Raw genomic sequence first — 23,436 nt, 5'->3', positions numbered from 1 at the left:
CCTGACCGGGCGCCGGCTACCCGGTGTGCTGGACCGTCAGAGGAGACGGCCGCAGTTCGGCCACGGGGAGCGGCCGCGGGACTTGTAGAGCAGCTTGGCGCGGTAGGTCTGCTCGCCGGCCGACGCGTGGTGCGGCATGCCGGACCCACCGACGCTGCGCCACGTGGAGGTGTCGAACTGGTAGAGGCCGTAGTAGCCCGCCGCGTTCACCGCGCGGGGGTTGCCGCCCGACTCGCACTGGGCGAGGGCGCCCCAGTTGAGGCCCTCGGTGCCGGGGACCGACCACGGCTGCTGCCCGACGAGCACGCGGCGGGCGCGGGGCTCGCGGACCATCTCGCGGCCCACGACGCGGTACTTGACCGGCTTGCCGTTGTGGAGGGTGCGCACGGCCTCGACCTTGCGGATGCCGGCCTTGCCCTGGCGGACGACCTTGCGGCGGCCGGGGGCGAGCTTGGTGGTGGGCACCTCGACCACGCCGGGGCGGACCCGGGTGCGCTTGGCCTTGCGCTGCTTCTCGACCGCGACCAGCTTGACGGTGTCGCCGTGGCGGACGCGCTTCTTGCGGTCGGCGACCTTCCGGCCGTCGCGGACGACCTGGACGATGTCGTTGCCGTCCACGGCGACGCCGTGGCTCTCGAGCACCTCGCCGGGCCAGGCCTGGGGCTCGACGGCCACCTCGACGGCGGGCTGGGTGGCCACCTTCATGCGGACGGCGACCTGGCCGTCGGCCAGCGCGGCGCGGTCGGTCACGGTGGGACCGGTCTGCGGCTGCGCCGATGCGATGCCGGGCGCGAGGGTGAGCGCCAGGGCGGCCGCGGCGGTGCCGGCGGCGACCCGGCTGGAGCGGGCAGGGAGAAGGGTTCGGTTCGTGGCACGCACGTGCGAGGACCTCACATCGTTCGGTGCGCCGTCGGGGGCGCTCGGACGCGACACCGCCTTGCCGGGCGTCGAGGCCGCGGCGTGCAACACCTCGCGATGGGAGGCGCCTCGTCAGGTCGAGGGCACCGCCGTCGGCCCTACCACCACAACACGCATTTCCAGCGTCCGTCGAATCGGGAACGGCCCCGACCGGGGTCCTCCACGCTGGGAGACGGGCCCGGATGTGAGGTTCTTCACGCGTAGCGCAGCGCGTCCCCCGGCCGGAACCGGACCGCCCGGCGCACGGGCAGGACGAGCACCAGAAGAGCCAGGACGGTCGTGCCCACGAGGGCCACGAGGACGTTGCCGGGCGGGAAGACCACGGGGAGGCGCACGTCGACGATCTCCCACACGAGGCGCACGATCAGGCGCGTGAGCAGGTAGCCCAGCGGGATGCCGATGAGCCACCCGAGGAGCGCCAGCACGATCCCCTCGGTGGTGAAGATGCGACGGACGTCGCGGGCCCGCGCACCGATGCTGCGCAGGATGCCGATCTCGCGGGTGCGTTCGAGCACGTTGGTGGTGATCGCGTTGGCGAGCCCGACCATGCTCATCGCGACGATGAGGAACCCGAGGACGGCGATGGTGGTCGTCAGGGTGCTGTTGGCGGCGACCTCGTCCCGCTCGGCGACGTACCTGATCTCGCTGGAGACCTCGTAGCCCTGGGCGGCCAGCCGGTCCTCGAGGAGCGAGGTGGTGCGGTCCACCTGGTCGGTGTCGCGCGACTCGGTCCGGATCCAGTACGTGCTGGCCGCGGCGGGCCGGTCGAGGAGGTCCCGCGTGGTGGTCAGCGGGACGTAGAGAGCGGTCCCGTCCTCCTGCTGGTTGGTGGCGATGCCGATGATGCGGAAGCTGGCTCCACCGACGGCGGTCCCCAGGTCCACGGTGTCGCCGACCTCGATGCCGGCGAGCTGGGCGATGTTGCGCTCGATCACGGCCACCCGGGCGCCGTCGCGGTCCTCCTCGGCGTCGAACCACCGTCCCTCGGCCAGGCGGTAGTCGAGGAGCGGGTCCTGCTCCACCCCCCAGACGAACGCCTCGCGGCCACCGAGGTCGACGGTGTTCTTGAGCACCGGCTCCGCCTCCGCGACGCCGGGCGTGGTGACGATGGTGAGCCTGGCCCGGTCGTCGAAGGGCGCGCGGTTGCTGGTGGTGATCTGCACGTCCTCGAGGTGCGAGCCCCACGACGCGCGCGTGCTGTCGGTGGCTCCCTGCGCGAGGGCGAGGACCGCGAGCAGGTTGCCGACGGCGAGCGCCACGATGGCCGCGGTGGCCAGGCTGCGGCGCTTGCGGCGACCGACGTTCCGCAGCCCGATCTGCACGACCCGGGGCAGGAAGGACGTACGCCGCAGCGCCCGGTCGAGCGCGTCCGTCCCGCCGGTCGCCGAGCCGGTGGCCTCCAGCGCCTCGCGCAGGTCGACGCTGAGCGCCCGTCTGATGGCCGGCAGCGCAACCAGTGGAGGTGCCACCAGCCCGACCAGGAGGCTGGCGAGGACGACCGTCGGGTCGATGCCCGGGGCGACGTCCACTGCCCAGTAGGTCGAGCCGAAGTAGCGGGCCAGCGCGCTCGACATCAGGATCCCGAGCAGCGTCCCCGCCACCGCGCCGACCGCCCCCAGCAGCAGCGTGGTGCGCAGGTAGACCAGCGCGACCTGCCGTCGGCGGGCGCCGACGGCGCGCATCACCCCGATCTCGCGGGTCTGCTCCGCGACGAGGGTGCTCAGCGTGTTGGAGACCAGGACCGCCGCGGAGATCAGCGCCAGCACCGTGATGACGCCCAGCAGCTGGGAGAACTGCTCGGTGTCGGCCTTGCCCGGCCAGTCACCGGGGGCGCGGATCTCCGGCAGGTTGGTGAAGCCCTCGAACCCGGGGAAGGTCTCGAGCTGGCGGCGTACCCGCTCGACCGTCGCCCGGGCCGCCGCGGGGTCGGTGTCGTCGAGGCGGAGCGCGAGCCCGCCGTACCCGGGCTCGCCGCTCAGCGCGGCCACGGTGGCTGCCGGTGCGTAGAGCACGACGACCTTCTCGTCCTGGACCTGCTCGCCGTCCGGCAGGCTGCGCCCACGTCCGGAGAGGGTGAAGTCGGCCTGCTCGCCCGCCGCACCGACCAGCGTCACGTCGTCGCCGGCGGCGCCGTCGTACACGCCGGTGTTCTCGTCCTGGACGTCGGCCATGAGCTCGCCCGGCCCGGGGGCGGACCCGGACTCCACGCGTACGACGTCGACGTCCTGGTCCGCGAAGTCACGGATCCCGATCACCCGAGCGGGCGCACGCCGTTCCCCGATGAGCACGCGGGCGTCGACGCTGGACCGTGGCTCGACCGCCGCGACCCCCGGGACGTCCTCCAGCGCTGCGAGGTCCGCGTCCGACAGCTCCAGCGGCCGGATCCCGACCGCGACGTCGGCCAGCCGGCCCTCGCGGACCTCGTCCTGCATCGCGTCGTCGATCAGTGTGGGCACCGCGAAGAAGGAGATGCTCGCCACCGCGATCGCGAGCGTCAACAGGGTGAAGATCGTCCGGGCCGGTCGGCGCAGCAGGTCGGCCACCGACACCCGGTGCTCGGCCGACAGCACGTGGCCCCCTCAGCCGCCCACGACGCGTCCGTCGCGGATCTCGACCACCCGTCCGGCGCGGGCGGCCAGGTCGCGGTCGTGGGTCACGAAGAGCACCGTCTTGCCCTCGTCGTTGAGCCGCCCCAGGAGGCGGAACATCTCGTCGGCGGTGACCGAGTCGAGGTTGCCCGTCGGCTCGTCCCCGACGATCAGCCCGGGGTCGGCCGCCAGCGACCGGGCGATCGCCACCCGCTGCTGCTCGCCGCCGGACAGCTCGGCGGGCAGGTGCTCGAGCTTGTCGCCCAGCCCGACGACCTCGAGGTTGTGCCGCGCCCGCTCGAAGCGGTCGTGCTTGGAGCCGCGGCGCAGGAAGTCGAGGGGCAGGGCGGCGTTCTCGAGCGCGGTCAGGGTCGGCAGCAGCTGGAAGAACTGGAAGACGATCCCCACGTTGGCACCGCGCCAGACCGCCAGCTCCTCCTCGCTCAGGTCGTCGAGCCGTGAGCCGTCGACGGTGACCGTGCCGGCGGTGGGACGGTCGATGCCGGTGATGATGTTGAGCACCGTCGACTTGCCGCTGCCCGACGGCCCGACGAGGGCGACCATCTCGCCGCGGTCGATGGACAGGTCGACGCCACGCAGCGCGCGGTACTCCAGCTTGCCGGTCCGGTAGGTCTTCTCGACGCCGGACAGCTCGATCAGCGGTGACCGCACGGTCTCCGCCGCCGCCTGCTGCTGGGTCGTCGCCTCACTCATCTGCCGCTCCCGCACTCGCTCCCCTGCAGGATCGGGCGGGCGAGGGGCGCGGGAACAGGGTCGTTGGACCCGTCAGGCCGGTCCGACGGACCGGTCCGAGCGCCGGCGAGTCATCGCCCCCCTCCCCCTGTCGGGGGAGGTCAACGGATCAAAGCGGGTGGGCGTTCGTCGAAAGCCGTCAGGACGTGAGCAGTCCGACGACCTTCTGCGCGGCCTCGGCGCTGGACGCCGGGTTCTGGCCGGTCACCAGCTTGTCGTCGACCACCACGAAGGGCGCCCACGGCTCCCCTGAGGAGAAGGTGGCGCCGGCCTCGCGCAGGCGGGCCTCGAGCAGCCACGGTGCCTTGTCGGCGAGCCCGGCCTGCTCCTCCTCCGCGTCGGTGAAGGCGGTCAGGTTGCGGCCGGCGAACAGCCAGGAGCCGTCGGCGCGCTTGGCCGGAAGGAGACCGGCAGGGCCGTGGCAGACCGAGGAGACGACCTTGCCGCCGTCGAGCATGGTCACGAGGATGCGACCGAGGTCGTCGTCGACGGCGAGGTCCTCCATCGGGCCATGACCGCCGGGCACGAAGACGGCGTCGTACGAGGCGAGGTCGACATCGGAGAGGACCAGCGTCGACTCGAGCCGGCCCGCGAGGGCGTCGAGGGCCGTGCGCTGCTTCGCCGACTCCTCCTCGCCGATGGTGTCCGCGGCCAGGCTGCCCTCGTCCACGACGGGCGTCCTGCCCTCAGGGCTGGCGAGGTCGACGTCGATCCCGGCGTCGGAGAACACCTCCAGCGGGGACAGCAGCTCCTCGGCCCAGAAGCCGGTCGGGTGCTTGGTCCCGTCGCTGAGGGTCCAGTGGTCGGAACCGGTCAGGACGATCAAGATCTTCGGCACGGGGGTACTCCTGATTCTCGGGGGCGTGGACGCCGTGGGGCGCCCTCCACGACGGTACCCACGACGTGGTCGGCTCGATCCGCCGACGGCACTCGCTGACAGAGCACGAAAGCCGCCCCGACGGGTGTCGGGACGGCTCTCGTTCAAGAGGGCTGGCTCTCGGTGGGGTGACCCACCGGGACCGGCAGTTCTGCGAAGAGTCCGCGCTTATTCTGCGAAGACCCCGTGGTGGAGCTGGCGGGAATCGAACCCGCGTCCTCGAGCGTCGAACCAGGTCTTCTCCGGGTGCAGTCGGTGATGTCGCTTTTCTCGGCCCCGGCGCTCGCACAGACACGTCGCCGACAGGCCCAGTCAGGAAAGAGTCCCGACCGCCCCTCCTGACAGGAGACGGTCAGCAAGTCCTCTAGATGAGGCCTGGGTCCGGGACGAGGACGGGTGCCCGGTCAGACCCTTCGATCACTGCTCAGGCAGCGAGAGCGAAGTCGTTGCGATTGGTGTTGGCAACTATGGTTTTGCAGCGGTCGTTTACGAGATGACGCTGCCTTCTCGACCCGCTTCCCCTGGAACTAACGTCCCAAGTCGAAACCGATCAGCCCCTCTTGAGTTGTACTGCGGTCAGTCTACGGGTCAACACCGACGGACGCCGCATGCATTCCCGTCCACGCACCCCGATCTTGCCTCAGTGGCACACGGTGGCGCAGCGGGCGACGACGCGACCACGCGGCGTACGGGCGTCGAAGTGGTGGGCGTCGGCCACGCCGTAGGTCCAGGAGAACCCGTGCCGGCGCAGGATCGCGACGACCGGGTGGGAGGGGCTGCGCCACGCGACCCGGTGGTGGGACCGGCCCGGCCACCAGGAGTTGGGGAGCCAGCGTCCGCCCACGCGGTAGGGGTTCTCCCACGGGTTGAGGTCGAACGCGCGGCCGTAGGAGTGGGGTGACCGGACGCCGGGCCGGCCGACCACGTCGCGGCAGTTGAAGGCCGAGGTGTTGTCGGCGGCCATCGAGGCGAGGTCGTCGGCGCCACGGAGGTGGCCGGACCAGCCGAAGCGGTCGACGCGGTACATCGAGCGGATCGGGACGCGTCGGTCGTGCAGCTCGGTGAGCGCCCCGGCGAACTGCCCGACGGCCCCGGCGGCGACGACGAGCTCGCCACGGCGCCGGTAGCCGGTGAAGTCGACGTAGTTCACGCGCAGCAGCCGCAGCCCGTCGCGCCCGACCGGGCAGCCGGCGTGCCAGCTGCGCCCCACCATCGAGCGCCACACACCGTCGGGGATCCCCGTGACGACCGGGTTGGCCCCGGCACCCTGGGCCCGGGCCTGCGGCGGCAGGTGGCGTCGCGGACGGGGCACCGCGCGGGAGAGCCGCACGGGCGCCACGGGCGGCAGGTTGTCGACCCGCTTGCGGTCGCTGCGCGACGACCGCACCCAGTCCAGGGCCTGCGCCTCCAGCCGCAGCACGGCGTCGGACCGGGGACGGAGCGTGATGCTCGCCGTGCCCGTGGCGTCGGTCACCAGCCGCTCGACCGTCCGCCACCGGTTCTTGCGGCGCTGCTGCAGCCGGACCTCACCGGCCACCGGTGTGCCGTCGTCGGCACGCCACCGCGCCGTGAGGGTGACCTCCTGCTCGTCGACCACGCGGCCCGGCCCGGACAGCTTGAGCGTCGTGGCGCGGCGCACGAGCTCGACCTGCACGTCGGGCGTGACCGTCGGCGGCGTCGTCGCGTCACCGGCGTACGACGCCCGTACGACGTTGTCGGCCCGGACCGGGCCGAGCCGTATCACCGTCACTGCCCGCCCGGCCGCGTCGGTGACCAGCCCCGCCAGCGGCTGCCACGCTCCCCCGACCCGTCGCTCGACGAGGACGGAGGCGCCCACGACCGGGGTACCCGCGGGGTCGGTGAGAATCACCCCGACCGGTGCGTCCTCCCCGGACCGTGCCGTCCCGACCTCGACGCCGAGGCCGGGGGTGGCCCGGGCGACGATCGCGGGACCGGCGACAGCGGGCGCCAGCAGGCCGGCCGCCAGGATGGCGAGCAGGGCAGCAACGAGGGCGGGAACAACGCGCATGGGGCCTCCGAGTGGTCCGAGGGAACCATCGTGGCAGTCGCGCGGTCTCGATCAGCCGAGGCCGAGCAACGCCGCGCCGTTGTGCCAGCACACGGCACGCAGCCACTCCTCCCCCAGGTCCAGCCGCTCGAGCGCCTCGAGCTGCCGGACGTAGGGGTAGGGGATGTTGGGGAAGTCGGACCCGAGCAGCACCTTGCCCGCCAGGCCGAGGTCGCGCAGCCGCGGCAGCAGGGCGGGCGGGTAGGGCCCGCCCATCTCGGAGAAGAAGTCGGTGAAGGCCATCGTGGTGTCGAGGGCCACCCGTTCGTGCCGCTCGGCGAGGGCGAGGAACTCGGCGTACTCCGGTGCGCCCGCGTGGGCGATCACCAGGCGCAGCCGCGGGTGGCGCGCGAGGAGGGCGGCGACCGGCGCGGGACCGGTGTGCTCGGTCGGCACCGGGCCGCTGCCGGCGTGGAGCACCACCGGCGTGCCGGCGTCGGCCACGAGCCCCCACGCCTTGTCCAGCAGCGGGTCGGTGACGTCGAAGCCGCCGACCTGCACGTGCACCTTGAAGACCTCGACCGCGTCGAGCCGCGCGGCGACGTACGACGACGCGGTCTCCTCGGGGAAGAACGTGCCGCACACCGCGGCCTCGGGCACGCGATCGGCGAAGCCGGCGGCCCAGTCGTTGAGCCAGTCGGCCATCCCGGGGCGGTGCGCGTAGGGCAGCGCGGTGAAGCGGGCGACGCCGAAGGACCGCAGCACCTCGACCAGCGCCTCGTCGGAGTCGCGGTAGTGCAGCGGCCACGGCCGTCCGATGAGCGGCCCGGCGGCGTCGAACTGCGCGCGCACCTTGGTCATCACCGGCGGCGGCAGGAAGTGCGTGTGCACGTCGACCAGCCCCGGCAGGTCCAGGGCCGCGGTCCACGCCCGGACCGACGTCGCCTCGGCACCGACCATCAGTCGCGGTAGCCCTTGAGCCGCCGCTGGACGGCCTGCTCCTTCTCCCTGTTGGCCTGGCGCTCGGCGAGCGAGTGCCGCTTGTCGTACTCCTTCTTGCCCTTGGCCAGGGCGATCTCGACCTTGGCCCGGCCGTCCTTGAAGTAGAGCGACAGCGGGACGATCGTGTAGCCCTTGTCGCTGACCTTGCGCTCCAGCTTGGTGATCTCCGCGCGGTTGAGCAGCAGCTTGCGCTTGCGGCGGGCGGCGTGGTTGGTCCAGGTGCCCTGGGCGTACTCGGGGATGTGCACCCCGTGCAGCCACACCTCACCGCCGTCGAGGTCGACGAAGCCGTCGACCAGGCTCGCGCGACCGGCCCTCAGCGACTTGACCTCGGTGCCCTGCAGGACCATGCCGGCCTCGAAGGTGTCCTCGATGTGGTAGTCGTGGCGCGCCTTCTTGTTCTGCGCGATCAGCCGGTTGCGCTCGTCCTTCGCGGTCTGCTTGGCCATGGCCTCATCCTCTCAGCCGACGGCAACCGGGAATCGCCGGCCCGACCGGTCGACTCAGAACCAGTTCTGCGGGTCCACGGCGCGGCCGTTGGCCATCACCGTGAAGTGCAGGTGGCAGGCGGTGGACCAGCCGGTGTCGCCGACGTACCCGATGACCTGGCCGCGCTGCACCTGCGCGCCGGTGCCCACGGTGTAGCTGCTCGCGTGGTTGTAGATCGTCGCGACGCCGGCGCCGTTGAGCGCCCCGTGGTCGACGATGAGCCGGCGGCCGTAGACGTCGCTCCAGTACGACGACACGACGCGACCCGACTCGGCCGCGTGGATGGGCTGGCCGCACCCGCCGCCGAAGTCGGTGCCGTCGTGGAGGCCCCAGTAGCCGTAGATCGGGTGCGTGCGGAAGCCGAACGGTGAGGTGATCCCGCCGCCGACGGGCATCATCAGGGTGCCGCCGGTGGGGACGCTGCGGCCCTGCGCGGCGGCCTTGGCCCGGGCCCGGGCGAGCGCGGCCGCGGCCCGCTTGCGCAGCATCTCCTCGATGTGGGCGGCCTCCCGCTCGAGCTGCTTGAGCTGGCGCACGTCGGCAGCGCGGGCCTTGCTGGCCTCGGCCCGCGCCGAGGACCGCTCCCCCACGAGCGCGGCCACGGAGGCCTTGGCGGCCTCGGCCTCGCTCTCCAGCTCCTGCTTGACGACCAGGTTGTCGGCCGCCTCCTGCCGCTTGACCGCCACCTCGTCGCGCGCCTCCTCGACCTGGCGCTCGCGCACCTCGAGCAGCACCTCGGCGGCGTGCAGCGCGTCGAAGGCGCGCGACTCGCGACCGATGATCACGTCGCGCACCTCCTCGTGACGGGTCAGGTCGTCGGTGGAGGCGGACTCGAGCATCGAGGAGAAGGCCAGCAGCTGCGGGTCACCCTCCATGTAGATGTCGGACACGGTGCCGGCGACCACGTCGGCCTGCTCGTCCATGTGCTGGCGGCCGGCGGCCAGCTCGGCCTCGGCGGTCGCCAGGTCGGCCTCGGCCTGCACGAGCGCGGCCTGCATCTGCGCGTCCCGCTCCTCGGCGACGGCGAGCCGGCCCCGGGCGGTGGCGAGCTGGCTGCGCGCGGTGGCGAGCTGGGAGCGGGCCGCCTCGAGCCGCGCGCTCGCGGCCTGCAGGCGCTCGCTGGAGTGCTCGAGGTCGTCGTGCGCGTGGCCGATGCTCTTCTCGACCTTGCGCTGCTTGTCCTTGAGGTCGTCGGCGGACGCGTACGGGACGGACACGGTGCCCACCAGCAGGGCGGCAGCGACGGACGCTGCGGCCATGCGCCGGCGAGCGGTACGGGGGAAGGATCGCACCGGGAAGCCTTTGGTCGTTCGGGGAAGAGAACGGACCGAAGGTATCCCGCGGGAATCAGACTTTGAGGTATTTCCTCGTCAGCACGAGTGTCGGGATCACGGTGAGCAGCGGCCCGAGCAGCGCCACGGCGCCCAGCGCCACGACGTACTCCTCCATGCCGATCCACGGCATGAACTTGAGCTGGTCGTTGCCGCGCTGCTCGATGCCGAAGTACATGAAGGCCGCCAGGGCACCCGCCGCGAGCAGCACGCCGATGAGCGCGGTGACCAGCGCCTCGAGGAGGAAGGGCAGCGCGATGTAGAGCGTCGAGGCGCCCACCAGCCGCATGATGCCGATCTCCTTGCGCCGGGCGAAGGCCGCCAGCCGGATGGTGTTGCCGACCAGGAGCAGGGCGGCGAAGACGAGGAAGCCGGCGGTGCCGAGCGCGACCCACTGGAGCATGTTGATCGAGCCGATGATCGGCGCGATCACCTGTCTCATGTCACGCACCTGCGAGACGCCGTCGAGCCCCTCCACCGCGCTGGTGATGCCGCGGTACTCCTCGGGGTCCTCGAGCTCGATCCACATCGACTCCGGCAGGTCCTCGGCGGTGGCCGCCGGGTTGGGGCCCTCGAAGCGCTCGGGCCCGAGCAGCTCCTTGACCTTCTCGAACGCCACCTCCTTGCTCTCGAAGTGGTAGTCCGCGACCTCGGGGTTCTCCTGGACGACCGTCTCGATCTCGCTGCGCTGGGCGTCGGTGACCTCGCCGGCGCACGCCGGGTTGCCGTCGTCGGCCCGGCACAGGAAGACCGTGATCTGGAGCTGGCTGCCCCAGTGCTCGGCCGCCTTGGTGGCCTGCTGGTTGAACAGCACGCCGAGGCCGACCAGGGTCAGCGAGACGAAGAGCGTCAGCACCACCGCGAGGTGCATGGACAGGTTGCGCCGCAACCCCTGGCCGAGCTCGGAGAAGACGTAGCGAAGCTGCATTGCTCTCTTTCAGACGTTCAGACGGGCGCGCGGTGCGCGCGGGGATCAGTTCTGGATGCCGTAGACGCCCTGGACCTGGTCGCGCACCACGCGACCGTCCTCGAGCTCGATGACGCGCTTGCGCATCTGGTCGACGATCCCGGCATCGTGGGTGGCCATGATCACCGTGGTCCCGGTGCGGTTGATGCGGTCGAGCAGCTTCATGATGCCGACCGAGGTGGTGGGGTCCAGGTTGCCGGTCGGCTCGTCGGCGATGAGGATCATCGGGCGGTTGACGAAGGCTCGCGCGATCGCGACGCGCTGCTGCTCACCACCCGAGAGCTCGTCGGGCATCCGCTCGCCCTTGCTCTCGAGGCCGACCATCTCCAGCGTCTCGGGGACGAGGGTGGCGATGTCGCTGCGGGACTTGCCGATGACCTGGAGCGCGAAGGCGACGTTCTCGCTCACCGTCTTGTTGGTGAGCAGGCGGAAGTCCTGGAAGACGGTGCCGATCTCGCGACGCAGCCGCGGGACCTTCCAGCTCGCCAGCCGGTTGATCTCCTTGCCCGCGACGTACACCCGTCCCGAGGTCGGGCGGTACTCGCGCAGCACCAGCCGCAGGAAGGTCGACTTGCCCGAGCCCGACGAGCCCACGAGGAAGACGAACTCACCCTTCTCGACGTCGACCGAGACCTGGTCGAGCGCCGCGTGGGGGTGTCCGGGGTAGGTCTTGGTGACCTGGTCGAAGCGAATCACGGGTGCGAGGCTACGCGCCGTCGCCCAACCGTCCCGATTCGGCGCGCCCCGGCCCCGGCCGGCCCGACGGACGTCACATCTAGGGTGACCGGGTGAGCAGCAGGCGCCGTACGACGCCCCGTCCGCGCCGCGGCCGGGTCACGGTCGCGCTCCTGGGAGCCGTCGCCGTCGTGGTCACCGCGCTGGCGATCGTGCTGGGCCGAGCGGTCCTCGTGGCCGACCCGCTCGAGGAGACCGCGGAGGCGCCGTCCCCCGCGCCGGTGGCGAGCGCGACCCCGCTGGCCGACTACGACCGCGAGGACCTCGCCGTCGTGCGGGCACCCTTCTGCGGGCGCATCGCGGCCGAGTCGGCGGCGCTGGCGATCGGCACGGAGACGGCCGACGACCCCGTCGCGTGGCGTCCGGGGGCGCGGGTGCCGGGCACCGACTCGGTCGCCAACGAGTGGGGCTGCTCGGTCACCGCCGGTGACACCACCGCCTCGGCCTGGGTCTTCGGCACGCCGGTGGGCCGGGACAGCGCGCGGCGGTGGGCCCGGGAGGCCGGCCGGGGCGACTGCACCCCCAAGGACGTCCCCGAGATCGGCTCCCCCGCGGTGGTCGTCACCTGCACGGACGGGCGCGACAAGCACACGACCTACCAGGGGCTCGTCGGCGACACGTGGCTCGCCTGCCGGATGACGGGCACGGGCGACGCCGAGCGCGTCGGCCGCTGGTGCGTCGTGGTGCTCGAGGCGGTCCGCACCGGCTGATCCCCGGTCCTCGCCGGACCCGCTCGGCCCGGCTCAGGACGAATTCGTGACGCTCGTTCATGGTGAAGTACATTCATCATATGACCGACCTGACCGTGGTGCTCGACCGGGTGCTCCTCCTGTCGACGCTCGTGCAAGCCGACCTCGCGCGCTTCGAGCGGGACGAGGGCCTGACCACCTCGCGGGTCCACCTGCTGTGGGTCCTGGGACAGGCAGGTCCGAGCACGCAGCAAGCGCTTGCGGTGGCGCTGGACGTCACCCCGCGCAACGTGACCGGCCTCGTCGACGGGCTCGTCACGAGCGGGCACGTCACGAGGGAACCCCACCCCGCCGACCGCCGCGCCACGCTGGTGACGCCGACCGAGAAGGGCCGCCGGGCGATCGCGGACCTCGTCCGCAGCCACGAGGACCTGGCTCAGCGGCTCTTCGACGAGGTGCCCCGCGAGCGCCTCGCCGTCTTCGCCGAGGTGCTCGAGGAGACCGCCGCGCGGTTCGCCCGACTGATGGAGGAAGCACGATGACCGCCGTACGGCGCGCGTGGGCGCTGGCACGCGACGCACTGCTGCTCGAGGTGGCGTTGTACCGGGCCCTCGCCCGCTGGGTCGCCCGGCGGCCCGACGTGCCCCGTGGCACCACGCCTGTCGGCTACGCGCGGCTCGCCGCCCCCATGATCTGGCTGTGGATCTTCGGGTCCGCGGTCGAGGTCGTCGTGCTCGACGTGGTGCTGAGCCGGTGGCTCCCCTCGCTCCGGGTGCCGCTGCTCGTCGTGGGCGTGTGGGGCCTGCTGTGGATGCTGGGCCTGTTGGCGTCCTACCGGGTGAAGCCGCACCTGCTGACCGACACCGAGCTGGTGGTGCGCAGCGGTGCCCGGACGCGTGTGGCGGTCCCTCTCGGCGCGATCACCTCGATCCGCTCGGCCGAGCACCAGCTGCCGGGGATCGTGAGGTCGGTGCACGTCGAGGACGAGGAGCCGGAGGCCCTGCTGCTGGTGGGCGTCAGCAGCCGCACCAACCTCGAGCTCGTCCTCGAGGGACCGACCGTGCTCACGACGCCCAACGGCTCGTCGACCGTGAGCCGCGTGGGCCTCTGGGTCGACGAGCCGCGCGAGGTGGCCGAGCTGCTCAGGCGCCGGCGGTCTGCACCCGCTCGCTGATCGCGGCCGCAGTCATGGAGATCAGTCGCCGGGGCGTCGGATGCTCATGACGTCCGGCGCAGCGTCAGGCGTCGACCTTCTCGGCGCCGCGCCGCCAGCGGATGCCGGCCTCGAGGAAGGGGTCGATGTCACCGTCGAAGACCGCCTGCGGGTTGCCCGACTCGTGGGCGGTCCGCAGGTCCTTGACGATCTGGTAGGGGTTGAGCACGTAGTTGCGCATCTGGTCGCCCCACGAGGCCGCGACGTCGCCGCGGAGTCCGTCGAGGTGCGCCTTCTCCTCGGCCTTCTTGAGCGCGAGGAGCTTGGCCTTGAGGACGACCATCGCCGAGGCCTTGTTCTGCAGCTGCGACTTCTCGTTCTGGCAGCTGACGACCGTGCCGGTCGGGATGTGCGTGAGCCGGACCGCGGAGTCGGTGGTGTTGACCGACTGGCCGCCGGGGCCGCCCGAGCGGTAGACGTCGACGCGGATCTCCTCGTCGGGGATCTCGATGTCGTCGGTCTGCTCGAGGACGGGCACCACCTCGACCGCGGCGAACGACGTCTGCCGGCGGCCCTGGTTGTCGAAGGGGCTGATCCGCACGAGGCGGTGGGTGCCGGCCTCGACGGACAGGGTGCCGTAGGCGTAGGGAGCGTGGATCGCGAAGGTGGCGGACTTGAGGCCGGCCTCCTCGGCGTACGACGTCTCGAAGACCTCGACGGGATACTTGTGCTGCTCGGCCCAGCGCGTGTACATCCGCATCAGCATCTCGGCGAAGTCGGCGGCGTCGACGCCACCGGCGCCCGAGCGGATGGTCACGAGCGCCTCGCGGGCGTCGTACTCGCCGGAGAGCAGGGTGCGGATCTCGAGGGACTCCACGGACTTCTTGATGCGGGCCAGCTCGCGCTCGGACTCGGCGAGGGTGTCGGCGTCGCCCTCCTCGGTGGCCATCTCGACCATCAGCTCGAGGTCGTCGACGCGGGTCTCGAGCGAGGTGAAGCGGTCGAGCTCGCCCTGCAGCATCGAGAGGCGCCCGGTGACGCGCGTGGCGTTCTCCTGGTCGTCCCACAGGTCGGGAGCGGCCACCTGCTCCCCCAGCTCGGCGATCTCCTTGCGCATCGCGTCCAGGTCGAGGACCTGGCCGATGGTCTTCATGGTCGCCTGGAGCTGCTTGATCTCTGCTTCGAAGTCGGTGCTCGCCACAAGGACCAACACTACGGCGCGGGCGTGAGGAGTGTCGAAAGCCAGGCGTGCGGGATCACTTGGTGCAGCGGACCTCCGGGGTGACGACGACCGGGTAGCTGGCCGGGGTCGCGTTGGAGAAGAGGTCGTAGCGCAGCACCGACGCACCGGTCAGGTCGGTGGTCGAGGCGACCACCTGGCCCTTCACGAGCACCTGGTCGACCGCCGGCACCCCGTCGAGGGCGAGCGTGATGCGGGACGACGAGCCCTCCGCCGCGCTGTCGTGCATGGCGTACGCCGTGCGCAGCTCGGTGCAGAGCCCCCTCAGCGGGTACTCGACGTACGACGGCGCACCGCGGACGAAGGGCTGGAAGGAGTAGGCGTAGGGCACGCCCGCGATGAGCGCGGTGCTGGACACGGCGATGTTCTCGAAAGGACCCCGCGGCCGCTGGGCGAGCTTCTGCCACGCGTAGACGCTGACCTCGATCGTCGGGCTGGTCCCCCTCCGCACCCCGTCGGAACGGCGCTTGACGACGCGGTACTCGAAGGTGCCCACCTCGGCGGGCTCGTCGGTGAGCAGGTAGGTCCCGTTGCGACCGATCGTCGTCCTGCTGCTGACGGCCCACCTCCCCGCGCCCTTGCGACGCTCCTGGAGGACCACCTTCTTGCCCACGGCCCGCGGTGTCACCTTGCCCCGGACCGTGACGACGCCCTCGCCGAGGTCGAGGTCGTGGGTCTTGACCGTCGCCGTGACGGTGTACGCCGCCGGCTTGCGCACGCCGTCGGGGGCGCCGTGGGCGCTCGGGGTGGCCGTCACGGACATCGGGACGACGGCCACGACCGCTGCCATCAGGGTGGTGAGACGCATCGTGGGGTCCTCCCGGTCGCTGTGACGGCCCGGACCGTTCCCTTCCTCGCATCGTAGGACCGCCGGGCGCGCCGGCGCATGACCACTTTGGTGCAGCGGACCGCGGACCGCGGACTCCCGACGACAGCACGCCGGGAGCGCCACCGACCCCCGTGGGCGGCGCTCCCGGCGTGGATCGGGGGTCACTTCGTGCAGCGGACCTCGGGGGTCGCGACGACCGGCTTGGACGCCGGAGTGGCGGTGGAGGTGAGCTCGTAGCGCAGGCGGAACGCGTCGGTCACGTCGGTGGTCGACTCGACGACCTGGCCGACGACGAGGCCCTGGTCGACCTTGGTGGCACCGTCGACGAGGAGCTTCACGGCGCCGGTCGCGCCGCTCTCGGAGCGGTCGTCGAGGGCGTAGGTGGCGCGCAGGTCGGTGCAGAGGCGACCGAGCGTGTACTCGACGTACGCCGGGGTCCCGGACTCCACCGGCATCAGGCTGGCGTCGTAGTACTCGCTACCGATCATGGCGCCGGTCAGGCCGGGGTAGGCCGGGATGTTGGCGCTCGCTCCCTTGGCCCGGTCGGCCAGCTTCTCCCACTTGTAGACGTCCACGCTGAGCACCGGGCTGGTCCCCTTCTTCAGGCCCTTGCCCGCGGGCTTGAGCACGCGGTACTCCCGGGTGCCGGCCAGGCTGGGCTTGTCCTTGAGCACGAACGTGCCGTTGCGCTTGATCGTGGCCTTGCCGCTGCCCTTCCAGCGGTTCTTGCCCTCCTTGCGCTGCTGGAGGCGGACCTCCTGGCCGGCGGCCCGGGGGGTCACCTTGCCGCGGACCTTGACGACGTCCTCACCGACGGTGACGACGTCCTTGTTGACCTTCGCGGTGACCTTGTACGTCGCAGCCTTGCGCGCGCCGGCGTCCGCGGCCTGCGCGGTGGTGGCGGTCATGGCCAGCGGTCCGGCGACCACGGCTGCCGCTGCGGCGAGCGTGGTGAGGGTGGTGGTGATGCGCTTCATCGTTCTTCTCCTGCGTCATGGCTGCCCGGTCGGGCTCGCTTCGCAGGAGGAGATGCGCGGCGGTGCGGTTTGGTTGCCGGGGAATTTCCGTCGGCCCGGACCCGGCGTCCGGCGCCGCCGTCAGAGGGTGGCGAGCAGGGCCCGGCAGGCTTCCTCGCACCGGCGGCAGGCCTCGGCGCAGATGCGGCAGTGCTCGTGCATCCCCGCGTGCTGCTCGCACTCCTCGGCGCAGGTGGCGCAGGCGGCTGCGCAGGCCTCGAGCAGCGAGCGGACCAGTGCCCCGTCGGTCCCCGTGCGCCGGGTGAGCACGCGGCCCGTGGCGGCGCAGACGTCGGCACAGTCGAGGTCGGTGGTGATGCAGCGGGTCAGCTCGGCGACCATCGGCTCGGCGAGGCAGGCGTCCGCGCAGGCCGTGCACACCTGCGCGCACTCGAAGCACGCGGCGATGCAGTCCGCGAGGGCGCTCACGTCGACGCCCTCCTGGGTCGAGGGGTGGGCCTGGAGCATCTCGGTGTGCGTCATCGGTTCCTCCCGGGTCGACAGCGGGCCACCGGGTGGCGGCCGCGTCGCGACTGTCGCCAGACCTCCGAGCGGTACCCAGAGGCGCCGTCACCATGCAGGCCCGGTCTCGCTCACCCGGGTCGCAGGCCCGTCAGCGACGCGTCGTCACCGGCCCTCCGACGGGGACGGCTGGACGTCGCTGACCCTGAGGTGCCGGACGAACCAGTCCCGGGCCAGCGTCGCCGCCTCGGACAGCGTGCCCGGCTCCTCGAACAGGTGGGTGGCTCCCTCGACGACCGCGAGCCGGCACGGCCCCCCGAGCCGCGCCAGGGCGTGCCGGTTGAGGTCGAGGACGACGTCGTCGCGACTGCCGACGATGAGGAGCGTGGGGGCCGTGACGTACTGGAGCACGGACTCCGCCAGGTCCGGCCGCCCGCCGCGCGAGACCACCGCGGCCACGTCCGCGCCGGGCGTCGCCGCCGCCGCGAGGGCCGCCGCCGCACCGGTGCTCGCGCCGAAGAGGCCGAGGGACACCGAGGCGGTCTCCGGGCGGGTGCGCAGCCAGTCGGTGGCGGCCACCAGCCGGTCGGCGAGCAGCGCGATGTCGAAGACGTTGGCGCGGACCCGCTCCTCCTCGGGGGTCAGCAGGTCCATCAGCAGCGTGCCGAGCCCCGCCTCGAAGAGGACCGAGGCGACGTACCGGTTGCGGGGGCTGTGGCGGCTGCTGCCGCTGCCGTGCGCGAAGACGACCACGCCGGTGGGGTCCTTCGGCAGGTGCAGGTGGCCCTCCACGACGACGGGGCGCCCGCGGTGGTCCACGGGGATCGCGACCTCCTCGTCGACGCCGGGGTTGCTGTGGGCCGGGCTGCCCCGCCGCCGGCGCTGGGCCGCGTCCAGGAGGACGACCACCTCGTCGTCGGTGGTCGGCGAGAAGTCGCGGTAGTGGTTGCCGACCGCGATGAAGGGTCGAGGTGTCGCCAGCGCCACCACCTCGTCGAAGCAGTCGAGGTCACGCACCGTGTCGTCGGGCGCCACCGGCACGGCGAGCACGACGCGGTCGGCGCCGAGGTGGCGGGCGACCTCGGCGGCCACCCTGGCCGTGGACCCGGTCGCCACCCCGTCGTCGACGACCACGGCGATGCGCCCGGTCAGGTCGACCCGGTCCCGCCCTCGGCGGAAGCGCCGGACCCGATTGTCGAGCTCCTCGCGCTCGCGCCGCTCGACCTCGTCGAGGTCGTACGGCGAGACGCGCGCCCGCCGGACGAGGTCGCGGTCGACGACCCGGAACCCGCCCTCGCCGATGGCCCCTATCGCCAGCTCGTGCTGGAACGGCAGGCCCAGCTTGCGGACCACGATCACGTCCAGCGGGAGTCCGAGCGCCGTCGCGACCTCGAACGCCACCGGCACCCCGCCTCGCGGGAGGCCGAGCACGACCGCGTCCTGCCCACGGAACGGCTCGAGGCGCTCGGCCAGCCGTCGTCCGCCCTCGGCCCGGTCAGCGAAGACCACCATCGCGGCCACCTCCGTACGACGTCCCTCGAAACGATCCTCACCCGGCGGGATCGCCGCCCGGCAGTGGCGTTGGTCCCGACCTTTCAGCCAGCGGGCTGGATGGTGACCGCCGCACGGCCGCTGGCCGAGACCGTGGGCCGGCTCGGCGTGCCCGGCACGCTGAGCGGCAGGTCCACGGGAGCGCTCAGGGTGACCGTCACTGCCCGGGCTGTGGGGTCGACCCGCGCGACGACCGTGATGTCGCCGTAGGTCTCGTAGGCGCCGACCCGGCGCAGGTAGTCCTGCACGGCGGCCCGGACCGCACGCTCCTCCTGGAGCAGCCTCTGGGTCGGCAACCCCTCGGCGTACACCCCCGCCGACCCGATGTCGGCCCCGTGGAGCGCGGCACCGTCGGCCAGGGTGTCGAGCGACTGACGCTGCATGAACGCCGAGGACGCGTTGACGACCACCGCGATGGCCAGCACGAGCACGCCGGCCAGGCCCACGATCAGCGGGATCGCCGACCCCTGCTCGGTACGACGCCTCACTCGCCGCTCCCTGCGTCGTCCGGCCCGCCCGCCTCGACGTACTGGCCGATCGGCACCGTGTGCCGGGCCTCGAGGTTGAAGCTGCGGCGCTCAGAGGCCAGCACGTCGGGCAGCAGCGGCATCTCGACGCGGGAGCTGACCTGCACGGTGATGACCGCGGTGCCCACGTGGCAGCTGGGGAGCCCGCCGCAGGTGACCCGGACCTTCGCGACCATGCCCTCGCCGCCCTGGTCGGCCAGCGTCCGGGCGGCCACCGCCTGCGCCCGAGCCTGGCCGGTTGCGTCGTCCGGGGCGAGCGCGAACGCCCGTGCCGCCGCGCGGGCGGCACCGTTGACCGCGAACGCGCCGCGCTGGACCTCGAAGACCGAGATCACGATCCAGGTGAGCGGGATGAAGAGGATCAGCCCCACCCAGCAGAACTCGACCAGCGCACTCCCCCGGTCGTCGCGGACCCGCCTCACGGCACCTCCTCCCGGATCGCGTTGCCGCTCACCGAGAACTCGAACGCGATGCCACCGAGCCCCAGCGTGGGGACACGGGCGTCGATCGTGAGCTCGTACGCCGCCGCGCCGTCGATGCTCACCGGCTCGATCCGCACCTCCTCGGCGTACGCCGGGTCGAGGGCGCCGGAGACCTGCTCGCGGGCCTTGGCGACGCCGTCCTGCGGCGTCGCCCCCGCCACCGCGGCGTACCGAGCACCCTCGGCGGCGGCCGAGGAGAGGGTGTTGCGCACGTGCAGCACCAGCGCGAGCTGGAGCAGCCCGATGAACAGCGGCAGCAGCACGACGAGGACCATCACGAAGTCCACGACGGCCGAGCCGCGCTCCCCGGGCTGCCGGCGGTGCCGGGCGGCGGGCACGGGCGCTACTTGACCTGGTTGAACGCGGCGCTGAGCAGTCCCTTGAGCGGCTCCTCGGCGAAGGTGAAGATCGCGATCGCCAGGCCGATGGTCATCACCGTGACCATCACCCAGCCGGGCACGTCGCCTCGCTCGTCGCGCCGCGGCGGGCCGTTGAGCGTGAGCAGGGTGCGGAGCACGAGCGCCGCGAGTGTGGTGTGCATGGGTACCCCCGTGTGAGTGGTCGGATCGATCTGGTCGTGGGTGGCGTCAGGGCACGACGAGCCGCAGGCCCAGTGCGCCGGGAAAGAAGGCGAACAGCACCGTCACCGGCAGGACGAGGAAGACGACCGGCGCCATCATGAAGACCTCCTTGCGTGCGGCGGTCTCGATGAGCGCGCGGCGCCCGGCCTCGCGCACGTCGCCCGCCTGGGCGTGCAGCACGTCGGCCAACGGGGTGCCGCGCTCGATGGACACTGCGATGCCGGTGGCGAAGCGCGCGACCATCGGCACCCCGGTGGTGGCCGCCATCCGCTCGAACGCCATGGCCACCGGCGTGCCCGTGCGGATCCGGGCCAGCACGCGGCCGAGCTCGACGGAGAGCTCGCCGCCGCTGCGTCGTACGACGCGGTCCAGCGCGGCCACGGGGCTCTCGCCGGCCGCGACGGCCAGCGCGAGCATCTCGGCGAGCGTGGGGAACTCCAGGACCATCTGCCGCTCCCGCTCGGTGGCGCGGGCGGAGAGCCGGTTGTCGCGCAGCAGCACGCCCGCGGCGAAGCCGAGGCAGCAGAGCGCCAGCGCTGCAACGGGGTTGACGCCCCCGGTCAGGCTGCGCAGCAGCTGCACGGCCGCGCAGAGCGCGAAGCCGCCCAGTCCCCAGACCACCTGCTCGATCCTGAACTCGTGCACCGTCTTGTCGCTGCCCGCCCGCACGAGCCGGCGGCGTACGGAGGCCTCGCCACCGAGCACCCGTTCGACACCGTCGGCGGCCGACCGCAGGAACGGACCGAAGATCCCCGCCGCGGCCACCGTCGGCGAGGCCGAGGCCACCTTGAGGGCCGGAGTGCGGCCGACCTGCGGCAGGTCCCGGACGTACGGCGTGACCCGCAGCGCGAGCTGCGGCCGCCGGATGGCCAGCACCCGGACGACCACCAGCAGCAGGCCGCAGGCCGCCAGGGCACCGAGGACCGCACCCCACATCGCGAGCGTCATGCCAGGATCCGCCTCTCGACGGGCAGCCGGCCGATGCGCATCATCACCCGGTAGGCGACCACGCACAGGGCGGCCCCGACCGCGAGGACGACCACGCCCGCCGGCGAGGAGAACGCCTGCACGGAGCCGGTCTGGAAGGTCATCAGGAGGAGCACCACCCACGGCGCCGACACCGCGAGCCGGGCTCCGTTGACCGTCCAGGCCTGCCGCGACTCGAGCTCGGACCGGGTGCGGGCCTCGTCGCGCAGGTAGCCCGAGAGGTTGCGCAGCAGGCGTCCGAGCTCGCCGCCGCCGACCTCCCGGGCGATCCGGAGGCCCTCGACGACGCGGTCGCCGACGGGGTCGGCGAGCCGCGCCTTGAGGAGGTCGAGCGACTCATGGAAGCGGCCGGTGACCTGGTAGTCCAGCGCGAACTGGTCGAAGGCGTCGCGCAGGGCCTCGGGGCCGTTGGTGCCCAGCGCGCCGAGCGCGTCGGGGAGCGACATGCCGGCGCGGACCGCGCTGGCCAGGTTGTCGACCGCGTCCGGCCACACCTCGGCGAACTCCCGCTGGCGCCGCGCGGCCCGCTGCCGGAGCACCAGCACGGGCGCCCAGCCGGCCATCAGCGCGAAGATCGCCGCCACCGGGACGGTGCGCGAGACCGCTTGGATGACGACGAAGGCGATGGTGGCGAGGACCACGCAGAGGAGCCCCAGGCTCGTGACCGACACGTCCCCCAGTCCCGCACGGGCGAGCAGCTGCTCCGTGCGGGTCCCGCCCGGCCGCGGCGGCCGGGGCGTGCGGGGCAGGTAGAAGGCGGACCACACGAGCAGCAGCCCGACGCCCAGCCCGAGTCCGACCAGCGCCCCCATCAGCGGCCGCCGGCCAGGATCTGGTGCACGTCGATGCCGATGCGCTGGAACCGCTCGAGCCGGGTCGGTGTCCCGGCGGCCCGTCGCAGCTCGCCGTCCCGGCGCTCGAAGAGCGGCTCGGTCTCGATGATGTCGTTCTCGACGCGGCCGGGCACGGAGACGATCTCGTTGACGCGGCGTACGCCGTGCTCGTCGATGCCCAGGTGCACCACGAGGTCGACCGAGCTGGCCACCGTGGGCACGACGAACCGCGCCGAGATGTTCTCCCCGGCCAGCAGCGGCAGGGTGCACATCTTGACCAGGGCCTCGCGCGCGCTGTTGGCGTGCAGGGTGCACATGCCGGGCAGCCCGGCGTTGAGCGCGAGGAGCAGGTCGAGGCACTCCTCGGCCCGCACCTCCCCCACGACCACGCGGCTCGGCCGCATGCGCAGCGCCTCCTTGACCAGGTCGCGCAGCGCGATCTCGCCCGTGCCCTCCAGACCGGACTGCCGGGTCTGCATCGGCACCCAGTCCGGGTGGCTGAAGCGCAGCTCGAAGACCTCCTCGGCCGAGATCACCCGGTCGCCGCCGGGGATCGCTGCCGCCAGGCAGTTGAGGAAAGTCGTCTTGCCCGCCTGGGTGCCCCCGGCGACCAGGACGTTGAGCCCCGCCCGGATGGCGGCGTCGAGGAACGTCGCCGCCTGGGACGAAAGGCTGCCGAGCTCGACCAGGTCGTCCATCCTGCTGGCGCGCACCACGAACTTGCGGATGTTGACGGCGGTGAAGCCGCGGCTGATCCCCTCGAGCACGACGTGCAGCCGGTGCCCCTCGGGCAGCATGGCGTCGACGAACGGCTGGCTGAGGTCGATGCGGCGACCGCTGGACTTGAGCATCCGCTCGACCAGCTCGTGCACCTGGGTCGCGCTCAGCATCAGGTTGGTGAGCTCGTGGCGACCGCGCCGGGCGATGAAGACGCGGCTGGGGTCGTTGATCCATATCTCCTCGACCTCGGTGTCGTCGAGGAAGGGCTGGAGCGGCCCGAAGCCGGAGACTCGCGCGATCAGCTCGCCCACGACACCGTCGGGATCGGCGATCGGCACGACGGCTCCGGTCAGGCTGCGCTCGTCGTGGCGGCGTACGACGTCCTCGGCGATGCGGCGCACCAGCCCGGCGTCGCGCTGGGGGTCGACCCCGTCGGCGCGGACGCGCTCGCGCACCTGCCCGTCGAGCGACTCGACCAGCTCGCCGTGCGAGTCCTGGCGCGTCAAGGTCATGCGATTCCCCCGTCCCGAGTGGGTTCTCTGCGCGTCAACCTACCCACGCGTGACCGCCTCACACATCGGTCTGGACCGAACCTGTGGACAACCTCCCGTGCGCGCCGTTCGACCGTGCCCGGACGGGACGTTCGGCACTGAAGATGCGCGCTGCGCGCTGGAAGGCTGGACACGCGACGACGGGCA

At 72.5% G+C, this 23,436-nt stretch carries 25 protein-coding genes and 1 other RNA gene; 3 read left to right on the top strand and 23 right to left on the bottom strand.

Going from position 1 to position 23,436, the window contains the following annotated elements; translation table 11 throughout:
- Nucleotides 1-36: 36 nt before the first annotated feature.
- The 11 genes from DAI17_RS21475 to ftsE form a co-directional block, all read right to left on the bottom strand.
- Nucleotides 37-879: a resuscitation-promoting factor gene (locus DAI17_RS21475; RefSeq protein WP_234412137.1), complete on the bottom strand. Its 843-nt coding sequence runs from the start codon at nucleotides 877-879 to the stop codon at nucleotides 37-39.
- Between the two features lie 233 nt (nucleotides 880-1,112).
- Entirely contained in the window at nucleotides 1,113-3,488 is a 2,376-nt protein-coding gene (locus DAI17_RS03000) for an FtsX-like permease family protein (RefSeq protein ID WP_107771380.1), read from the bottom strand.
- 9 nt (nucleotides 3,489-3,497) lie between these two features.
- Nucleotides 3,498-4,220, bottom strand: coding sequence for an ABC transporter ATP-binding protein (locus tag DAI17_RS02995; protein ID WP_107771379.1), 723 nt, complete (start codon nucleotides 4,218-4,220; stop codon nucleotides 3,498-3,500).
- Between the two features lie 178 nt (nucleotides 4,221-4,398).
- A complete protein-coding gene (locus DAI17_RS02990; RefSeq protein WP_107771378.1) occupies nucleotides 4,399-5,097 on the bottom strand; it encodes a type 1 glutamine amidotransferase domain-containing protein in 699 nt (232 codons plus the stop codon).
- A 226-nt stretch (nucleotides 5,098-5,323) separates the two neighbouring features.
- Nucleotides 5,324-5,694, bottom strand: a transfer-messenger RNA (tmRNA) gene (ssrA, locus tag DAI17_RS02985).
- An 82-nt stretch (nucleotides 5,695-5,776) separates the two neighbouring features.
- A complete protein-coding gene (locus DAI17_RS02980) occupies nucleotides 5,777-7,165 on the bottom strand; it encodes a M15 family metallopeptidase (protein ID WP_107771377.1) in 1,389 nt (462 codons plus the stop codon).
- A gap of 51 nt (nucleotides 7,166-7,216) precedes the next feature.
- Nucleotides 7,217-8,104, bottom strand: a complete 888-nt coding sequence (locus tag DAI17_RS02975; protein ID WP_107771376.1) for an amidohydrolase family protein — start codon at nucleotides 8,102-8,104, stop codon at nucleotides 7,217-7,219.
- A complete protein-coding gene (gene smpB / locus DAI17_RS02970; RefSeq protein ID WP_107771375.1) occupies nucleotides 8,104-8,595 on the bottom strand; it encodes an SsrA-binding protein SmpB in 492 nt (163 codons plus the stop codon). The genes DAI17_RS02975 and smpB overlap by 1 nt, the downstream gene beginning before the upstream one ends.
- A gap of 54 nt (nucleotides 8,596-8,649) precedes the next feature.
- A complete protein-coding gene (locus DAI17_RS02965; RefSeq protein ID WP_107771374.1) occupies nucleotides 8,650-9,894 on the bottom strand; it encodes a M23 family metallopeptidase in 1,245 nt (414 codons plus the stop codon).
- A gap of 88 nt (nucleotides 9,895-9,982) precedes the next feature.
- Entirely contained in the window at nucleotides 9,983-10,894 is a 912-nt protein-coding gene (ftsX, locus tag DAI17_RS02960; RefSeq protein ID WP_107771373.1) for a permease-like cell division protein FtsX, read from the bottom strand.
- A gap of 45 nt (nucleotides 10,895-10,939) precedes the next feature.
- On the bottom strand, nucleotides 10,940-11,629 hold the full coding sequence (gene ftsE / locus DAI17_RS02955) for a cell division ATP-binding protein FtsE (RefSeq protein WP_107771372.1): 690 nt from the start codon (nucleotides 11,627-11,629) through the stop codon (nucleotides 10,940-10,942).
- A 92-nt stretch (nucleotides 11,630-11,721) separates the two neighbouring features.
- Between ftsE and DAI17_RS02950 the strand changes: the two genes are divergently transcribed.
- The 3 genes from DAI17_RS02950 (at nucleotide 11,722) to DAI17_RS02940 (ending at nucleotide 13,531) form a co-directional block, all read left to right on the top strand.
- Nucleotides 11,722-12,378: a hypothetical protein gene (locus DAI17_RS02950; RefSeq protein WP_107771371.1), complete on the top strand. Its 657-nt coding sequence runs from the start codon at nucleotides 11,722-11,724 to the stop codon at nucleotides 12,376-12,378.
- A gap of 80 nt (nucleotides 12,379-12,458) precedes the next feature.
- On the top strand, nucleotides 12,459-12,899 hold the full coding sequence (locus DAI17_RS02945) for a MarR family winged helix-turn-helix transcriptional regulator (protein WP_199904906.1): 441 nt from the start codon (nucleotides 12,459-12,461) through the stop codon (nucleotides 12,897-12,899).
- Nucleotides 12,896-13,531 carry a hypothetical protein gene (locus tag DAI17_RS02940; protein WP_107771370.1) on the top strand — a complete coding sequence of 212 codons (636 nt, stop codon included), beginning with the start codon at nucleotides 12,896-12,898 and terminating at the stop codon, nucleotides 13,529-13,531. Before DAI17_RS02945 ends, DAI17_RS02940 begins: the two co-directional genes overlap by 4 nt.
- 64 nt (nucleotides 13,532-13,595) lie before the next feature.
- Here the strand turns inward: DAI17_RS02940 and prfB are convergent, their stop codons facing one another.
- From prfB to DAI17_RS02880, 12 genes are all read right to left on the bottom strand, one after another.
- The gene (gene prfB / locus DAI17_RS02935) at nucleotides 13,596-14,711 is read right to left on the bottom strand and encodes a peptide chain release factor 2 (protein WP_107771369.1); all 1,116 of its coding nucleotides are present in this window, start codon (nucleotides 14,709-14,711) and stop codon (nucleotides 13,596-13,598) included.
- 55 nt (nucleotides 14,712-14,766) lie between these two features.
- Nucleotides 14,767-15,558: a hypothetical protein gene (locus DAI17_RS02930; RefSeq protein ID WP_107771368.1), complete on the bottom strand. Its 792-nt coding sequence runs from the start codon at nucleotides 15,556-15,558 to the stop codon at nucleotides 14,767-14,769.
- A 182-nt stretch (nucleotides 15,559-15,740) separates the two neighbouring features.
- The gene (locus DAI17_RS02925) at nucleotides 15,741-16,556 is read right to left on the bottom strand and encodes a hypothetical protein (RefSeq protein WP_107771367.1); all 816 of its coding nucleotides are present in this window, start codon (nucleotides 16,554-16,556) and stop codon (nucleotides 15,741-15,743) included.
- A 120-nt stretch (nucleotides 16,557-16,676) separates the two neighbouring features.
- A complete protein-coding gene (locus DAI17_RS02920) occupies nucleotides 16,677-17,078 on the bottom strand; it encodes a four-helix bundle copper-binding protein (RefSeq protein ID WP_107771366.1) in 402 nt (133 codons plus the stop codon).
- Nucleotides 17,079-17,222: 144 nt separating this feature from the next.
- Nucleotides 17,223-18,569 (bottom strand): phosphoribosyltransferase family protein, encoded by a 1,347-nt coding sequence (locus tag DAI17_RS02915; protein ID WP_107771745.1) that lies wholly within the window; start codon nucleotides 18,567-18,569, stop codon nucleotides 17,223-17,225.
- Nucleotides 18,570-18,652: 83 nt separating this feature from the next.
- On the bottom strand, nucleotides 18,653-19,096 hold the full coding sequence (locus DAI17_RS02910) for a pilus assembly protein TadG-related protein (protein WP_107771365.1): 444 nt from the start codon (nucleotides 19,094-19,096) through the stop codon (nucleotides 18,653-18,655).
- The gene (locus DAI17_RS02905) at nucleotides 19,093-19,557 is read right to left on the bottom strand and encodes a hypothetical protein (RefSeq protein WP_107771364.1); all 465 of its coding nucleotides are present in this window, start codon (nucleotides 19,555-19,557) and stop codon (nucleotides 19,093-19,095) included. Before DAI17_RS02905 ends, DAI17_RS02910 begins: the two co-directional genes overlap by 4 nt.
- Nucleotides 19,554-19,955, bottom strand: coding sequence for a TadE/TadG family type IV pilus assembly protein (locus tag DAI17_RS02900; protein WP_234412135.1), 402 nt, complete (start codon nucleotides 19,953-19,955; stop codon nucleotides 19,554-19,556). The genes DAI17_RS02905 and DAI17_RS02900 overlap by 4 nt, the downstream gene beginning before the upstream one ends.
- Nucleotides 19,956-19,960: 5 nt before the next feature.
- A complete protein-coding gene (locus DAI17_RS02895) occupies nucleotides 19,961-20,158 on the bottom strand; it encodes a hypothetical protein (protein WP_107771363.1) in 198 nt (65 codons plus the stop codon).
- A 46-nt stretch (nucleotides 20,159-20,204) separates the two neighbouring features.
- Nucleotides 20,205-21,146, bottom strand: coding sequence for a type II secretion system F family protein (locus DAI17_RS02890; protein WP_107771362.1), 942 nt, complete (start codon nucleotides 21,144-21,146; stop codon nucleotides 20,205-20,207).
- Nucleotides 21,143-21,997 (bottom strand): type II secretion system F family protein, encoded by an 855-nt coding sequence (locus tag DAI17_RS02885; protein WP_107771361.1) that lies wholly within the window; start codon nucleotides 21,995-21,997, stop codon nucleotides 21,143-21,145. Before DAI17_RS02885 ends, DAI17_RS02890 begins: the two co-directional genes overlap by 4 nt.
- The gene (locus tag DAI17_RS02880) at nucleotides 21,997-23,250 is read right to left on the bottom strand and encodes a CpaF family protein (protein WP_107771360.1); all 1,254 of its coding nucleotides are present in this window, start codon (nucleotides 23,248-23,250) and stop codon (nucleotides 21,997-21,999) included. Before DAI17_RS02880 ends, DAI17_RS02885 begins: the two co-directional genes overlap by 1 nt.
- Nucleotides 23,251-23,436: the final 186 nt, after the last annotated feature.

Source organism: Nocardioides sediminis, from assembly GCF_003047295.1.
GTDB lineage: Bacteria > Actinomycetota > Actinomycetes > Propionibacteriales > Nocardioidaceae > Nocardioides > Nocardioides sediminis.
Note: the sequence above shows the minus strand (reverse complement) of the source record. Positions and strands in the feature narration are given on the sequence as shown.

Coding starts and splice junctions, on each gene's coding strand:
- DAI17_RS02995 (WP_107771379.1), bottom strand. CDS start 4,220: ATGAGTGAGGCGACGACCCAGCAGCAGGCGGCGGCGGAGACCGTGCGG.
- DAI17_RS02980 (WP_107771377.1), bottom strand. CDS start 7,165: ATGCGCGTTGTTCCCGCCCTCGTTGCTGCCCTGCTCGCCATCCTGGCG.
- DAI17_RS02975 (WP_107771376.1), bottom strand. CDS start 8,104: ATGGTCGGTGCCGAGGCGACGTCGGTCCGGGCGTGGACCGCGGCCCTG.
- smpB (WP_107771375.1), bottom strand. CDS start 8,595: ATGGCCAAGCAGACCGCGAAGGACGAGCGCAACCGGCTGATCGCGCAG.
- DAI17_RS02965 (WP_107771374.1), bottom strand. CDS start 9,894: ATGGCCGCAGCGTCCGTCGCTGCCGCCCTGCTGGTGGGCACCGTGTCC.
- ftsX (WP_107771373.1), bottom strand. CDS start 10,894: ATGCAGCTTCGCTACGTCTTCTCCGAGCTCGGCCAGGGGTTGCGGCGC.
- DAI17_RS02945 (WP_199904906.1), top strand. CDS start 12,459: ATGACCGACCTGACCGTGGTGCTCGACCGGGTGCTCCTCCTGTCGACG.
- DAI17_RS02940 (WP_107771370.1), top strand. CDS start 12,896: ATGACCGCCGTACGGCGCGCGTGGGCGCTGGCACGCGACGCACTGCTG.
- DAI17_RS02930 (WP_107771368.1), bottom strand. CDS start 15,558: ATGCGTCTCACCACCCTGATGGCAGCGGTCGTGGCCGTCGTCCCGATG.
- DAI17_RS02925 (WP_107771367.1), bottom strand. CDS start 16,556: ATGAAGCGCATCACCACCACCCTCACCACGCTCGCCGCAGCGGCAGCC.
- DAI17_RS02920 (WP_107771366.1), bottom strand. CDS start 17,078: ATGACGCACACCGAGATGCTCCAGGCCCACCCCTCGACCCAGGAGGGC.
- DAI17_RS02915 (WP_107771745.1), bottom strand. CDS start 18,569: ATGGTGGTCTTCGCTGACCGGGCCGAGGGCGGACGACGGCTGGCCGAG.
- DAI17_RS02895 (WP_107771363.1), bottom strand. CDS start 20,158: ATGCACACCACACTCGCGGCGCTCGTGCTCCGCACCCTGCTCACGCTC.
- DAI17_RS02890 (WP_107771362.1), bottom strand. CDS start 21,146: ATGACGCTCGCGATGTGGGGTGCGGTCCTCGGTGCCCTGGCGGCCTGC.
- DAI17_RS02885 (WP_107771361.1), bottom strand. CDS start 21,997: ATGGGGGCGCTGGTCGGACTCGGGCTGGGCGTCGGGCTGCTGCTCGTG.
- DAI17_RS02880 (WP_107771360.1), bottom strand. CDS start 23,250: ATGACCTTGACGCGCCAGGACTCGCACGGCGAGCTGGTCGAGTCGCTC.